The organism is Asinibacterium sp. OR53 (assembly GCF_000515315.1).
Lineage (GTDB): Bacteria > Bacteroidota > Bacteroidia > Chitinophagales > Chitinophagaceae > Sediminibacterium.
In genome coordinates, this window is record NZ_KI911562.1 from 545,995 (window position 1) to 562,069 (window position 16,075).

11 protein-coding genes are annotated in these 16,075 nt (G+C 45.6%); 1 reads left to right on the plus strand and 10 read right to left on the minus strand.

Features of this window, described 5'->3' with window-relative positions:
- Positions 1-28: 28 nt before the first annotated feature.
- The 9 genes from argH to SEDOR53_RS0102375 form a co-directional block, all read right to left on the minus strand.
- Positions 29-1,363 (minus strand): argininosuccinate lyase, encoded by a 1,335-nt coding sequence (gene argH / locus SEDOR53_RS0102335; RefSeq protein ID WP_026768262.1) that lies wholly within the window; start codon positions 1,361-1,363, stop codon positions 29-31.
- A gap of 17 nt (positions 1,364-1,380) precedes the next feature.
- Positions 1,381-2,454 (minus strand): M20 family metallo-hydrolase, encoded by a 1,074-nt coding sequence (locus SEDOR53_RS0102340; RefSeq protein ID WP_026768263.1) that lies wholly within the window; start codon positions 2,452-2,454, stop codon positions 1,381-1,383.
- Between the two features lie 3 nt (positions 2,455-2,457).
- Positions 2,458-3,243 carry an acetylglutamate kinase gene (gene argB / locus SEDOR53_RS0102345; RefSeq protein WP_026768264.1) on the minus strand — a complete coding sequence of 262 codons (786 nt, stop codon included), beginning with the start codon at positions 3,241-3,243 and terminating at the stop codon, positions 2,458-2,460.
- Between the two features lie 5 nt (positions 3,244-3,248).
- Positions 3,249-4,214, minus strand: coding sequence for an N-acetylornithine carbamoyltransferase (locus SEDOR53_RS0102350; protein ID WP_026768265.1), 966 nt, complete (start codon positions 4,212-4,214; stop codon positions 3,249-3,251).
- A 25-nt stretch (positions 4,215-4,239) separates the two neighbouring features.
- Positions 4,240-5,400, minus strand: a complete 1,161-nt coding sequence (locus tag SEDOR53_RS0102355) for an aspartate aminotransferase family protein (protein ID WP_026768266.1) — start codon at positions 5,398-5,400, stop codon at positions 4,240-4,242.
- An 11-nt stretch (positions 5,401-5,411) separates the two neighbouring features.
- Positions 5,412-6,392, minus strand: a complete 981-nt coding sequence (gene argC / locus SEDOR53_RS0102360) for an N-acetyl-gamma-glutamyl-phosphate reductase (protein WP_026768267.1) — start codon at positions 6,390-6,392, stop codon at positions 5,412-5,414.
- Between the two features lie 3 nt (positions 6,393-6,395).
- On the minus strand, positions 6,396-7,589 hold the full coding sequence (locus tag SEDOR53_RS0102365) for an argininosuccinate synthase (RefSeq protein WP_232214705.1): 1,194 nt from the start codon (positions 7,587-7,589) through the stop codon (positions 6,396-6,398).
- 23 nt (positions 7,590-7,612) lie between these two features.
- Positions 7,613-8,317 carry an N-acetyltransferase gene (locus SEDOR53_RS0102370; protein WP_026768269.1) on the minus strand — a complete coding sequence of 235 codons (705 nt, stop codon included), beginning with the start codon at positions 8,315-8,317 and terminating at the stop codon, positions 7,613-7,615.
- 386 nt (positions 8,318-8,703) lie between these two features.
- A complete protein-coding gene (locus SEDOR53_RS0102375) occupies positions 8,704-11,577 on the minus strand; it encodes an outer membrane beta-barrel family protein (RefSeq protein ID WP_198018777.1) in 2,874 nt (957 codons plus the stop codon).
- A 270-nt stretch (positions 11,578-11,847) separates the two neighbouring features.
- Here SEDOR53_RS0102375 and SEDOR53_RS18990 point away from each other — a divergent pair, with 270 nt between their 5' ends.
- Positions 11,848-12,183 (plus strand): YHS domain-containing protein, encoded by a 336-nt coding sequence (locus SEDOR53_RS18990; protein WP_037326052.1) that lies wholly within the window; start codon positions 11,848-11,850, stop codon positions 12,181-12,183.
- 57 nt (positions 12,184-12,240) lie between these two features.
- Here the strand turns inward: SEDOR53_RS18990 and SEDOR53_RS0102385 are convergent, their stop codons facing one another.
- A complete protein-coding gene (locus SEDOR53_RS0102385; protein ID WP_026768271.1) occupies positions 12,241-16,002 on the minus strand; it encodes a DEAD/DEAH box helicase in 3,762 nt (1,253 codons plus the stop codon).
- Between the last annotated feature and the right edge of the window lie 73 nt (positions 16,003-16,075).

Genomic DNA, 16,075 nt, shown 5'->3' on the forward strand with positions numbered 1-16,075 from the left:
ATTTGATTGACCCAAAAGCCATCGTCTTTTACCCTTTTATCAAGGTATCTACTGCCCTGTGTACCTTTTCAAAACCAAAGCCATCGATGACTTCATGCATCATACCTGTTATCTTATCGTTACAGAGGTTGCCGATGCTGCCTTCATGCACATGGTTCAGTGCAGTAGAATAAGTAAATTTTCCTTCCTCGATATCCATGCCTACTTGTTTATATGCGTCCCTGAAAGGCACGCCGTTGAGTACCAGCTTATTCACTTCTTCAACACTGAATGCATATTTGTATTTTTCATCAGCGAGTATATTTTCTTTTATACGGATATTATCCAGCATCAGCGTAGCCATCTGTATGCAGTCTTTCAGCGTTTGAAAAGCCGGGAATAGGTGTTCTTTGAGCAGTTGCAGATCGCGGTGGTAGCCCGAAGGCAGGTTCGCAGTCATGAGCATGATCTCATTGGGCAATGCTTTGATGCGATTGCAATGCGAGCGGATCAGTTCAAAAACATCCGGATTCTTTTTATGCGGCATGATGCTCGATCCTGTGGTGAGCTCTGCCGGAAAACTGATGAAGTCGAAGTTCTGGTTCAGGTAGAGACAGGCATCCATGCTCAGCCGCGCCAATGTATCGGCAAGGTTGGCCAGGGCCATGGCAGTAATGCGCTCAGCCTTGCCTCTTCCCATTTGTGCATATACCACGTTATAATTCAGGTCGGCGAAACCCAACAATTGTGTGGTAAGCGTTCTGTTGATAGGGAAAGAAGAACCATACCCTGCTGCAGAGCCTAACGGATTTTTGTTCACTACTTTAAATGCTGCCTGCAAAGTAGTCATATCATCTACCAGGCTTTCTGCGTAAGCGCCGAACCAGAGTCCGAATGAAGAAGGCATGGCCAGTTGCAAATGGGTATAGCCTGGCAGCAGGTATTGTTTGAATTGTTCGCTCTGCCTGATCAGCAGTTGAAAAAAAGGCTCAACTGCTTGCACCAGCATTTCAATTTCATGCCGCAGGTATAGTTTGACATCTACCAGCACCTGGTCGTTGCGACTCCTGGCGCTGTGAATTTTTTTTCCGGCATCACCCAGTTTGCGGGTCAGTAACAATTCAACCTGTGAATGCACATCTTCAACACCTGCTTCAATCACAAATGATCCTTCTTTGCAGAGTGCATAAATCTTTTTCAATTCCTCGATCACCGTATCCGCCTCTGACCGGGTAAGCAACCCAACCGTTGCAAGCATTTTCACGTGGGCCATTGAGCCAAGTGTATCGAAAGGAGCCAGCAACAGATCGAATTCAGGATCTTTACCAACGGTAAACTGCTCCACTGCACCCGATACACTCGTATTTTTTTGCCACAGTTTCATTTGCGTAGTTTTATGTTTTACAAAAGCTGGTCCAGCAATTTTATGTACAAGTCAATTCCTTCTTCGATCTCTGCCAGGTAAATGAATTCATCGGCTGTATGGCTTCTCGCAGAATCGCCGGGGCCCATTTTCAATGTAGTAAAAGGCATCAGTGCCTTGTCTGAAGTCGTGGGCGATCCATAATAAGTTCTTCCCAGTTGCATTCCTTCTTTCACCAACGGATGATCCAATGCAATAGCAGTGGAGCGCATACGCAGGCTCCTGGGCTGCACATCACTTTGTATATGTGATCTGATGATCTGCAGTATTTCTTCGAATGTGTAACATTCATTCACCCGCACATCTACCACAAAATGACAGATCGGCGGCACTACATTATGGGCTTTATTCTCGGTCTCTATAACAGTAACTGTCATCTTCACCGGACCTAATAAAGATGATACTTTATCGAACCGGTAATCGCGGAACCAGGTGATATCGGTCAATGCTTTGTACAAGGCATTTTCTCCTTCCTCTCTTGCAGCGTGACCGGCTTTGCCTGTAGCATAACCATCGAGTACAAGCAAGCCCCGTTCCGCCACTGCCATTTGCATCTGTGTGGGTTCTCCCACAATACCGGCAGTGATCGGTGGCAGTTCAGGTACGAGCAATTCAATGCCGTTCTTTCCTGAAATCTCTTCTTCCGCAGTGGCGGCAAGTACGATATTGTACTTCAGATCCGTTCTGTTATAGTAATGAAGAAAAACAGCGATGAGCGACACCAATGAACCACCTGCATCATTACTTCCTAAGCCAAACAATTTACCATCTTTCACAGCAGGTTCAAAAGGATCAAGGGTATAGGCTTTGTTGGGCTTTACCGTATCATGATGCGAGTTAAGCAACAAAGAAGGTTTGTCAGGATCGAAATGCTGGTTTTTTGCCCATACATTGTTCAAATGCCGGTGAGTGGTTACGTCTCTTTTCTGTAAAAACCGTTCCAGCAGGTCGGCCGTCCGGTCTTCTTCCTTACTGAAAGAGGGAATGGTTATCAGTTGTTGTAACAACTCAACCGCTTGCTGTGTTAATATAGAAGATGGCTGGTTGCTCATAAATTATTCCTTTTGAATGGCAGTACCTGCTTCTCCGGCTACCAGTTGCGTGAGTTGCTCCGCTTTGCCGATGATCACTTTATGAACACCGTTTTGTAAGGCAGCGAAGGCATTGTCGAGCTTGGGTATCATGCCCGCAAAGATCAGTTCTTTTGCTTTGAGTTCACTATAATAGCCCGGGTTGATCTTGCTGATAACAGTAGCATCATCATTAGCATCAAGCAGCACACCGCTTTTCTCGAATGAGTAAATCAATTCTACCTGGTACAGACTGCTCATGGAGCGGGCCATTTCCTGGGCAATGGTATCTGCATTGGTATTCAGCAATTGTGCCTTTTGATCGTGTGTGATAGGGGCCGCTACGATCGCTACCTGTTGTTGCAGCAGCGCATGGACCAGTGATACATTCACTGCATCTACATCTCCTACAAATCCATAATCGATGCTGGGATGTTGTCTTTTGTGAGCCAGTATAATATTGCCATCTGCCCCACTCAGTCCAATGGCATTGCAATGATTCGCCTGCAGCTGTGCTACAATGTTTTTATTGATATAACCGGCATACACCATGGTTACGATCTTCAGGGTCTCAGCGTCGGTGATCCGTCTGCCATCTATCATCTGTTGCTCAACCCCCAGTTGGGCCGCCAGCTTTGTTGCCAGCTTGCCTCCTCCGTGAACCAATATTTTATGTCCTTTCAATGCGGCAAAATCTTTCAGGAACGATTCAAGTTTTTGCTCATCGTCTATGATGTTTCCGCCGATCTTGATCACATAGAGCTTTTCCATGATGCTTATTTTCCCGATTGTAATAATTCTGCCAGTACTGCCTGCGCAGCCCATACCCTGTTACCGGCTTGTTGTGTTACCAGGCTGTGTGCACTGTCGAGTATTTCATCGCTCAGTTCCACATTCCTTCTTACGGGCAGGCAATGCATCACTTTTGCATTGTTGCTGGCTTTCAGCTTTTCTTCTGTCAGCATCCATGCCGGATCGTTCTCATAGATCTTACCATAATCGGTATAAGTGCTCCAGTTCTTTACATATACATAGTCTGCACCTTTCAATGCTGCATCCTGGTCATGTGTAATGGCAGCTCCTTTGGTGAACTGCTCTGCGAGTTCATAATCCTGCGGATGAGTGATGACAAAATCGGCTTCTCCCCATGCATTTATCCATTGAGAAAAACTATTTGCTACACATTGTGGCAGTGGTTTTACATGTGGCGCCCAGGTGAGTACGATCTTGGGTTTGCGTTTCGCATTTTGTGCCCGGTAATGTTCCTGTATGGTAATGATGTCTGTCAACGATTGCAAAGGATGCAGTGTAGCGCTTTCCAAACTTACAACAGGTACACCAGCATATTTAATGAACTGGTGGATGAACATTTCGCTGTAATCCTCTTCCCGGTTCTTAAGAGAGGGGAATGTACGTATGCACAGTATATCGAAATATTGCCCCAATATCGGCGCAGCATCTTTGATATGCTCTACCGTATTACCGCTCATGATGGCGCCTTCTTCAAACTCAAGCGCCCATCCTTCTTTATCTACATTGAACACAATGGCTTCCATACCCAGGTTGCGCGCGGCCACTTGTGTGCTCAAACGCGTACGCAGACTGGGATTCAGAAACAATAAACCAATTCGTTTATCCGCTCCGAGCTGTCTGTCGGCAAAAGGATTTGCCTTATATGCCAACGCTTTTTCAACGAGCGCATTGATATTGGGAACATCATGAACGGAGATAAATTGTTTCATTGTTATAGTATTATGCGAGGTACTGTTATGCGTTTTCTGTTGCATGCGCTGTTATTTCAGCGATGGCTTCTTTCAATACGTCCAGGAATTCATCTACCTGTTTGCGTGTGATGGCTAAAGAAGGCAACAGACGTATTACATTCGGCTTGGCTTCTCCGGTAAATACGTTGTGGTCGAACAATAATTTTTTCTTCAGGTCTTTCAATGCTTCCGGCACATCAAATCCAATCATCAATCCGCGGCCGCGCACGTTCTGTATGCCTTCGACGGCTTTCAGCCTGTTGAGCAGGTATTGTCCTCTTTGCTTTGCCACATCTATTAACTGGTCTTGCTGTATCACTTCCAGCACCGCCAGCGCTGCTGCACAAGCCAATTGGTTCCCGCCAAAAGTAGTGCCCAGCATGCCGTACTTAGGTTGTATATGCGGTGCTATTAATATGCCGCCTATCGGAAATCCATTGCCCATGCCTTTGGCCATGGAATAAATATCTGCATTCACACCGGCATAGTCATGCGAGAAGAACAAACCGCTTCTGCCATAACCGCATTGAACGCTATCAGCAATATATACCGTACCGTATTCGTCGCACAATTGCCTGATCAATTTCAAAAACGACTCATCGGCAATATTAATACCGCCTACACCCTGTATTCCTTCAATGATCACAGCAGCGATCTCCTTTCCCTCTTTTGCAAAACAATCCTGCAATGCCTGCTGATCGTTGAACGGAAGGAAAATAATATTATCTGTCTCATTCACCGGTGCCACGATCGATTTGTTATCGGTAGCGGCCACTGCCAGTGAAGTTCTTCCATGAAATGATTTGCTGAAAGCGATTATTTTTTTTCTCCCCGTATGAAAAGATGCCAGCTTCAACGCGTTTTCATTGGCTTCGGCGCCACTGTTGCAAAGGAAGAGCTGATAATCCTGTTTGCCGCTCACTTCTCCTAATTTTTTAGCCAGTTCCAGCTGAATAGGAATATGAATGGAGTTGGAATAAAAAGCGATCTTTTCCAGTTGATCTTCTATTCGGCGCACCCAGTGTGGATGTGTATGTCCGATACTGATAACGGCATGGCCGCCATACATGTCTAAATACTGTACACCGTTCTCATCCCATACATAAGACCCCTGGGCCTTGGTGATGGTGATGTTGTTGAGGGGATAAACGTCGAATAATTTCATGGTCTTCCTTATTAAAAATAGTTTGCTTTCAATTTTAGTCCTGCTGTTTCATCCAGTCCAAATAACAGGTTCATGTTCTGCACTGCCTGCCCGCTGGCCCCTTTCAGCAGGTTATCCGATGCGGAGTGTACCGCTATCTTGTTACCTTGTTTTTCAATATGCAACAGGCATTTGTTGGTATTCACCACCTGCTTCAGATCAATCATGGTGTCGCTTACATGCGTAAAAGCGGCGTCCTTGTAAAAATCTTTGTACAGTTGTTTTATTTCTTCAATCGGAGACGCACAATCGATGACTGAAGTAACATAGATACCTCTTGTAAAGTCTCCTCTCCAGGGAACGAAGTGTACATCTGCCGCATCACTGCCCTGCAATTGTTGCAGGCTTTGACGTATTTCTTTGATATGCTGGTGCTGCAATGTTTTGTAAGCTTGTACATTGTTCGCTCTCCAGCTGAAATGTGACGTAGTGCTCAACCCCTGTCCTGCGCCTGTTGATCCGGTGATACCGGTAGTATATACATCACGCAGTAAACCTGCTTTGGCCAATGGCAACAGGCCCAATTGAATCGTGGTAGCGAAACAACCCGGGTTAGCAATATTAGCCGCTGTTTTGATCTGCGCTTTGTTCAACTCCGGCAGTCCGTAAACAAATTGCCTGTTGCCGATCGAAGCATGCGCTGCCAGCCTGAAGTCCTGTGAAAGATCGATCACTTTGATCTTTTCAGCCACCGAATTTTGTTCCAGGAATTTCCTCGCATCGCCATGTCCCACACAAAGGAACAGCACATCGATGTCATCGCTTAGTGTGCCGGTGAATTGTAAGTCTGTTTCACCCACAAGGTCGGCATGCACTTTACTCACAGGATTACCTGCGTTGCTGGTGCTGTGTATGAATGCTACATCAACATCAGGATGGTTGATCAACAGGCGTATCATCTCCCCACCTGTATATCCTGCTCCTCCTACTATGCCTGCTTTGATCTTTTTCATGACTTACTGGTTGCTTTCTTTTACATTATGATAAATAGAAGTCTGGTTGCCGAAGATCTTCGAGAAACCTCTCACATCTTCTCCCGTCCAGCCATTATTCATCTCTCCGTATTTACCAAACTTGCTGCTCATCAGGTCGTATTTCGATTCGATGCCAATGATTTGGAAATGATAAGGATGCAATTGCACAAATACATCACCTGTAACATTGGCTTGTGAATTTTCCAGGTACGCTTCAATATCCCTCATTACCGGATCGAGTATTTGCCCCTCATGCAGCCAGTTACCATAAAACTGCGCCAGCTGGTCTTTCCAGCTCAGTTGCCACTTGGTTAACACATGCTTTTCCAGTGCATGATGTGCTTTCAGTATTACCATGGGTGCCGCAGCTTCAAAGCCAACGCGGCCTTTAATACCAATAATAGTATCACCCACATGGATATCCCTGCCCACACCATAAGGGCCGGCAATGGTTTGCAGGTATTGAATGGCTTGCGCAGGGTGATCGAATGACTGATCGTTCACTGTTCTCAATTCTCCCTTTACAAAACCCAATTTTACTTCTTCAGAACCGGTTTTGGTAACCTGTGTAGGCCAGGCTTCTTCAGGCAACATGCCTTTCGACTGCAAAGTTTCCCTTCCACCTACGCTGGTGCCCCACAATCCTTTATTGATGGAGTAAGCCGCTTTGGTAAAATTCATTTCCACACCTTTGGACTTGAGGTATTCGATCTCTTCTTCCCGGCTTAAACGCAAATCTCTTATAGGCGTAATAATTTCCACTCCAGGGATCATGATGTTGAAGATCATATCAAACCTTACCTGGTCGTTACCCGCACCTGTACTTCCATGAACCACTGCAACAGCGTTCAGCTTTTTGGCGTGCTCGGCAATATGCAGGGCTTGGCTCAATCGCTCGGCGCTCACACTTAGCGGGTAAGTATTGTTCTTGAGCACATTACCAAATACCAGGTATTTGATGATGCTTTCGTAATAGCTGTTTACGGCATTCACCGTGGTATGTGTTTTCACGCCCAGCTTGTAGGCATGCTGTTCTATATGCTGTAACTCGGCTTCGCTGAAACCGCCGGTATTCACAATTACGCTGTGCACTTCATAACCCTTCTCTTCTGTCAGGTATTTTACACAATAGGAAGTATCGAGGCCGCCACTGAATCCGAGAACTACTTTTTGCATGATATGACTGGTTTTGAAAATGATTAAAGGTGAAAGAAATAATGAAACAATGATTTGGGTTTACCCGAAGAGCCGGAGCTCTCTTTTCTTTTGAAAAAACTCAGCAACCGGCTTTGCTTGATCTTCATGAATCTTTCCCAGAGCTTGGATTGCTTATTGAATTCCTGCGTGGTCTCTTCCGGCGTATAATGATCGGCCGGATCGTATAACATGGCTGTGCACATACAATTCTTCCTGTCTTTACTCATCAGGATATCGTAGTTCACGCAGCTCTTACAACCTGCCCAGAATTCTTCATCATCTGTCAGTTCACTGTAGGTAACAGGCTCGTAACCCAGCTCGCTGTTGATCTTCATCACGGCAAGACCCGTGGTTAAGCCAAATATTTTGGCCTTCGGGTATTTTTCCCTCGACAGGTTGAAGATGGTTCTCTTGATGAGCTTGGCTACGCCGCTTTTCCTGAATACAGGCGCTACGATGAGACCGCTGTTCGCAACGAACTCATCATGCCCCCAGGCTTCTATATAGCAAAAGCCTACCCAGGTGCCATCTGGCAGGAGGGCGATGACGGCTTTGCCTTCCGTCATTTTCTGCGCAACATAATCCGGACTACGTTTGGCAATCCCCGTGCCACGCGCTTTTGCAGAAGCTTCCATCTCATCAGTGATGGTTTGCGCGTAGTGTGTGTCGCCACTATTGGCTACACGGACAATAATATTTTGTTCCAACTTGCGAAAATTAATAACGTGAAAAAGAAACGCTGCTCTTGTCGAAGGATTCCGGGGGATTTTCCACTGATAGGGGCAAGTGCCAGTTGCTCGTCCTATCAGCAACCACGTCGGGGGAAGGAAATAAAAGCGGCTTCCATTGAGCCCACCCTTAACGGGGAATTCAATGAAACTAAATTAATATGTGTAATTGCCTGCTTCACTTTGCGAATATCTTTTCAGTGATTTGAAGGTGTAAAATTAGTATAGTTTACAATAAATACCCTCAATTTTTTATGAAAATTTGGTTAAGCTCGGTCATTCGTGGCACTTACGGCTGTTAGCATAAAAAAGGCCACCCCGTCTTTCAAGGATGGCCACCATTTATACCAAGCAATAACAAACTATTATTCCATGCCCCCGGGTTTTCCGCCACCGCCTCCCATCCGCATCATATCACCCATACCCATTCTGCCACCCTCCCTGAACATTTGACGCATCTTATTGTTGTCGTTTCCACGCTGCATATTATTAGCGCCAAACCGTCGAAGATTATAGGTAAAGCTGATCATGAAATACCTTGTGAGCACTTTATTCTGTATATCCTGCCAGCCGGTAGCAGTTACCTGGCGGGTGAGCGACACGTTCTGGTTCAACAGATCAAATACATAGAATTTGAGTTCCCCGGCTTTATTTTTGAACATTTGTTTCGATAAGCTGGCGTTCCACAAGGGAATGGCTGTATTGTACCCGGCGCTCCGGCCACTGCTGTATGTATAGCCAAAATCGGTAGATAGCATCCAGCCGCTTTTAGTGTAGTAAGTAGCTGCCGTAGAAGCGTCCTGGGTAAAGGTATTGTTGTTCTGCTCGGGTTTGAGCGTATACCTCGCCATCACATAAGTGGGGGTATAGAAAAAGTTCATGTCAAAATTATCTTTCAAATTGGTTGTCCATGCAATGGTTCCGCCCAATGAATGATTACGGGTATAGTTGCTCAGCCCGTTGATCAACGCCTGGCTCTGGTTGGTTGACAGGTTAGCCCTCAGGTTCATATTACTTTTGGGCGATTTGATCTGGAAACCATAGTTAAAGAAAGCATTGACATTGTAAGTTCCGCCGAGATTCACCGGCTTCACCATCTGGCCGCCATTGGGCAGTAATGTGGTGGCATTCTGGATATCATTCTGTACTACGCTGGCATTCACGGTTGCGAAAATGATCCTGCCTGTAGTAGCTTCGTAGGAATTATACAATACGCGGAAACTGTGTGTGAATTGTTGCTTCAGATCCGGATTACCTACTTTAATGTTGAGTGGATTGCTGTTGTCCACTACCGGTTGCAACTGATCAATGCTGGGTTGACCCGTTCTTCCGTAATAAAAGAACCGCAGGTTGCGCGTTTTGCTGAACGCATAACTGAAATTGGCCGTTGGTGAAAGGTTTACATAATGCTGTGTCAGCGTACTGTCTTTCGTAAGGTTGTGGCTGCTGCGATCGCCTAATTGCAATCCCGATCCCACACTGAAATTCATTTTGGTGCTTTGCACACGGTAATTCAGCGAAAAACGATTGGCCTGATACGTATTCTCAAAAATATTGCTCAGGTTCATTACCGGTATATCGTAGTTGCCGTTTGCTTTGTCGAAATTATACGTGTGCTTACCGGAACTGTTACGGTTGGCGGAATAATTATAGTTCAGCTCTATCAGTTGGTTCTTGCCCACCGGCTCGGTATAAGAAAAAGTTGTGCTGATGCTTTTGGTTTCAGGGTTGCTGTTGTACACCTGGGTGATGGTATCGATGCGTTCAGGCCTGGTAGCCGTGGCGAATATATGTGTGATGGAATTATTTGTGCCGGAACCATCATTGGTATTCTGTCCAAGGTTGAGGTTTACAGAGAAAGTGCGCCCCTTCTTGGCGAAACGGTGACGAAAGGTTGCATCTACACTGGCGTTGTAACCAGTGTTAATGCGGGTAGCATTGGCAGTAGAATTACTGATATCGACCAGGCTTCCACCCTTGCCCATTCCTTGCGATGCATTGACCTGATCGGAAGTCGAGTTCGTATTTTGGAAACTGATATTGGGTCTGACGATCAGGATATTACTCGAATCGAACTGGTGTTCGATGTTCAGATCAATGCGATGATTCCGGTTATGTGTAACGGATGACTGGGATGACCTGGTGAAAATAGAGGAGTCAGGTGTCTGCGTCAATGTTTGCGCGTAACTGTTCTGTTCACGGTATGTACGTTGGTCGTTGTAAAAATAGCTGCCGGATACCTGTGTCTTTGCACCCCAGTTGTCGCGGAAGTTGACACCCCCTGCCCAGGTATTGACCAGGCCACCACCTCCGTTAGTTCCCAACAAAGTCCCACCACCAAATCCTCCGCCTCCAAACTTTCCACCACCACCGCCGAAACCTCCCCCACCAAGTGAACCGAGGATATCCCGTACGGAAAAATTTTGCTTGTTTACGTTATTACCTTGTCCCAACAATGTGATCTGCTGATCTCCATTCATCCTGCTCAGGTTAAAACTATTATCATACAATCCTTCTTCCGTATTTGCACCGAAGCCTACTGAAGCTTTTCCGAAATAACCTTTACGCTTGTCTTTGCGGGTGGTGATATTGATGGTTTTGATCCGGTTGCCATCATCAAATCCGGTGAAAGCGCTCTGGTCACTCAATGCATCAAACACCTGTATCTTGTCGATGATATCGGGGGGCAGGTTCTTGGTGGCCATTTTGGGATCATCCCCAAAAAATTTTTTGCCATCTACCAGTACCCGCTGCACCTGTTCGCCCTGTGCTTTTACATTACCATCTTTATCTACCTCCATGCCCGGTATCTTTTTGAGCAGGTCTTCTACAACTGCGTTGGGTTTGGTCTTGAACGCAGAAGCGCTGACTTCTATCGTATCTTTTTTCATTTGTATGGGCGACTGTGTAACGGTTACCATACCCAGGTCGTTAGCGGCCTGTTTCAGGTAAACGGTGCCCATACTTATTACTGCATTTGTTTTTGAGAAATTGAAACGCCGTGTGAACGTTTCATAACCTTGGAAGCTGACTCTTACCACCATATCACCAAAAGGAATACCGCTGACAGAAAAGCTTCCGTCTGCTTTGGCAAGGCTGTAAGCTTCAATGGTAGAATCGTGTGCATTTAACACAGTTACCGAAGCATCTTTCATGGATTGCTTCGCGACCGAATCCACCAGTTTTCCGTTGATGGTAGCAGTGGTCTGCGACATAGCGTCAACAGAAAAAAACAACATTCCGATTATTAATAGAACTCTGCTCATAAGCTGCTGGATCATTGTGACAAACAAATATATTCTCCTTTATTGGGCAGCGAGGGTTTAGTAGATACAGAAGGAAAACTACTGCTATAGCTGGACAAGCACCTGAAATAATCGGTGAAACACCGGGCAAAAAAGGGCAGAATCGATTTACTTATAATTTGTTAAGAAAAAGAATATATGCAAATGGTGCAGTAATTTTGTTGTTCTGTCAACTGCATTACTTAACACCAATACCATTTAAAGATGAGAAAACCTTTGCAAGCTTATTCTTTTTTTGCGACTGGCCTGATCTTGCTGGCCGCATGTCTTTTTATGAGTTCCTGCGCAAACAATTCACACGCAGAAGCTGAAAAGAAAGATTCTTCCGGCACTCACCCAGATCCGATGAGCCTTGAATTGAGATTTACTGCCGATATGCTCGACAACAAGAAAGACCCGTCCTGCGGTATGCCTGTAACAGCCGGCATGTCAGATACTGCCCACTATCACGGCAAGGTGATCGGTTTCTGTTCGAAAGAATGCAAGGCTGAATTCCAGAAGAGCCCTGATAAATACATAGCGGCTGCGGAAATGAAATAATTATCCCGCAATAATTTACCGGAATGCCATGCGATGATATTGTGGGGCATTTTTAATTTAACTGAATAAGTATTCCACGTCTTCTTTGGTAAGACTCTTCACAAAGCCTTCATCGTCTGTAATGAGTTCGCGGGCAAGGCTTCGTTTCCGCTCCTGTAGTTTGAGTATTTTGTCTTCCACCGTATCGGTGCATATCATCCTGTAAGCGAAAATATTTTTCGTTTGACCAATGCGGTGTGTACGATCTATCGCCTGTTGTTCCACAGCCGGATTCCACCAGGGATCAACAATGTAAACATAATCTGCCGCAGTGAGGTTCAGACCTACACCTCCCGCTTTCAGCGAGATGAGGAAAACACGGCAGTTCTCATCATTCTGGAATCGCTGGATAGCTTTTTCACGTTCGTCTACTGTACTGCTTCCATCGAAATATTCGTAATCAACACCAAGCTCTTCCAGCTTTTGTTTTATCAGTGCCAGCATGCCCAGGAACTGCGAGAATACCAGCGCTTTGTGGTTGCTGATGTTTTCAGTGATCTCCCTGCCAATCTCTTCGAGTTTTACCGACACATTGGGGTACCGTTCTTCTTCTTTCATGATGGCCGGACTATCACAGATCTGCCTGAGTCTCATCAGTCCCTGCAAAATGGTGAGCTGCGATTTTTGTATGCCCTGGTTTTCCACCACACCTAATATCTTATCGCGATAATCGTTCCGGTAAGCATCATAAATCCTTCGCTGCTCTTCTCCCATTTCACAGAACAGTACCATTTCCTGCTTTTCGGGCAGGTCTTTGGCCACTTGTTCTTTTGTACGACGCAGGATGAATGGATACAGTAGTTTGCGCAAATGCTCTTTCTGTTCTTTTTCTCCGAACTTGTCAATCGGGATGGAGAACTCCTGCTTGAAAAATTCTACACTACCCAGCATGCCCGGGTTGAGGAAATTCATCTGGGCATAAATATCGAATGTATTGTTTTGCAAGGGAGTACCACTCAGGCAAAGCCGGTTCCTGGCTTTCAGCAGGCCTGCAGCCTTGGTTACCTTACTGCTGGGGTTTTTGATGGCCTGGCTCTCATCGAGTATCACGTAATCAAACGGAACTTCCACAAATTGCTTGATATCACTTCGTAAAGTACCGTAAGTAGTGATCAGCACATCCACACCGTTCATCATCAACTTCTCTTTGGACCTCCCACCACCGTGATGGATGTTGTAACTAAGACTGGGCGTGAACTTGGTGATCTCGTTTTGCCAGTTGTACATAAGTGTAGTCGGACAAACCACCAGCGCCTTGATGTGTTCATTTTCTTCCTTGAGATGATGCAGAAAACTCAATGCCTGTATGGTTTTACCCAAACCCATATCGTCTGCCAATATACCACCCCATTGCACTTCGCGCAGGTAGTTGAGCCATTGGAAACCGCTTTCCTGGTAAGGACGTAAAATCGCTTTCAGGTGAGCAGGGGCTGGTATTTCTTTGATAGAATGATTGTCTTTGATCCGTTCATATTTCTCTTCCAGTTTAAAAGAGAGTTCCTCTTCGTCACGCTCCAGGTATAATTCTTCTATTACTCTGAAATGGTATTTACTCAGCTTCATAGTTCCCGTCTTTCCTTCACCTACACGGAACAGCAACGAATATTTTTTGATCCATTCTTCCGGTAGGATGCCCAGCGTGCCATCATCCAGTTGCACAAACTGCTGTTTGTTGGCCAGGGCCTTTTTCACATCGTCTACCGTTACCTTCTGCTCTCCGAATTGTATCTGTACTTTGGCATCAAACCAGTCGGTGTTGCTGCTGATGAATATTTTAGTGGATGGCTTGGCGGTATTGAAACGAAATTTTTTCAAGGCCTCAAAACCGTATACCGGGATATTCATTTCATTGGCCGCATCCACAAACAGGAAGAACCAGTTGTTCTTGAGTACTTCGGAACCTTTCAGCGCCAGCACATCTCCCTCAGCCGGTTTTACAAAATGAGAATGCAGCGATTCCACTTTCTGCACAAATTCCCTTTCAGCATCGAGGTTGCGCTGTATCACAAGCAGTTTGTCTGCTACCGGCAGAATGATCTTTTCTTTATCGGTACTGCGCACATCATATCCCTTATATGTAAACACCGGTTGAAACAAAAGATAATCCCCTTTCTCTTTCAGCACCACTTTCACATCCGGCTTAATATCCTTGACTTCTTCTTTTTGTACATTACTGAAATGCACATTGTATTCTTTCGAAAGCGGCAGCACGAATTGCTGTAACTGCACGGCCCAGTCTTCTGCGGCGATGGTCATCTTTCCGGAAGGGAGGAATTTTTCCAGCACAATGATGTCTTCCGTGCGATTCCAGGTGAAAAACTGGTTGTGGTATTGAAAAAGCAATGCCGATCCGCATTCATTTTCGGCGATATTGAGGTTAGCCAGCGGCAGCTTTATCCTGCAATCGATCACATACTGGTGATTGCTGTAGTTTACTTCGAACTCCGGACTGATAAACGGCAGCATCAACTCAGCCTGCTGCATATTAGCCGTTGTAAAGGTTTTCCCGGATGGCAGGTAGAATACAAAAGCATTACCCGTCAGATCGCTAAACAGCTTTTTTATTTTGGGATGAAGGTATTCATTGATCAGGTGACGGGTCTCTTCCGGTAACTCATCGTCGTGTTGCTGTATGATGTTTTCCCAAATGCCGCTGAACGGTGAATTCCGGTTAAGGTACCGGTTGATCTCTCCCGGCAATAATTTACGCAGCTGTTGCAGCAGTATTTTGTCTTCTTCATTAAATACTTCCGTGTTGATGTATTTGCCCAGGTCGAGTTTTACTGCCTTGCCTGTATAGCCCGTTCCAGCCTCATCTGCTTCGCCCTGTACCGCATCCAGTTGAAGATAGGGGTACTGGTGTTCGTTGGAATTGATTACAATTCCCAGTTTCAGCAATTGCTTTTCTGTCTCTTCCTCGTCTTCTGCAATATCTGGTACTGTTTCTTCTATTTTTTTTGGCTGCACAGTAGCCGGCTGGCTCAATGATACTTTTTTGATGGAAGCATCCAATACACGCAGGAAAGGTTTCCCATCTGTATAGGTGAATTCAAATTTCCCATCCAGGTCGTCTTCCAGCGAATAGCCGTAGAGCGACAGCAGCTTGTTTTTTTCTTTGTCCCAGTTACGGATGCTGTCGAAATAATTGGGGCCATAATTATGCAGGAGTTGCAACAGCACGATGCATTTGTGTACGCAGAGCGGATGTGCCTGGTCGGTGTGACAGGTACAACTCGTATCAAAATTCCGTTCTTCGTTTTTCTGGATAACTACCCTGAAATTTTCGCCCTCGTATTCCAGTTCGGCCACCACCCTTTCATCTTTTGCTTCGAGGAGATTGGACCTGCTGCTGCGCAACAGGTTCTCAGCGGCGTCGAAGCTGGCGGGTGAGGTCAGCATACGAATCAGCTTCAGATCAAGCTGTTTCATTTTTACTACCGTATGCTTCTGGTCATAAGAAGATTCCCTGTCGCCCAATAAGTTTTTATCCAACAAGTCCTGTAAGTAAAAAAGAGCGGCTGCTTTGTGGCGACAGATTTCCGAGAGATTATACGGACAGGAGCAACGCAGCGAAAGGGTTTTAGCGTCTTTGAACTGGTTGATATGTACTTTATAAAAAGTAGTATATCCGTCATCTTTCACCCGGAAAACCACATTGGCCATCAGGTCGTCGTATTCCACCAATTCCACATTGCCGAGCGCATGGATCTTTTTGCCCCTCCGGATGACTTCTTCGGTGCCACTGTTATAGATATGTTTGACCAGGTACGGTAAAGCCATGTTTTGCCAGGAATTAGGGTTTGGGCAATTTGCAAAAGTAAAGGAAAGCGCGGCAGTTACCGAAAACTAAAGG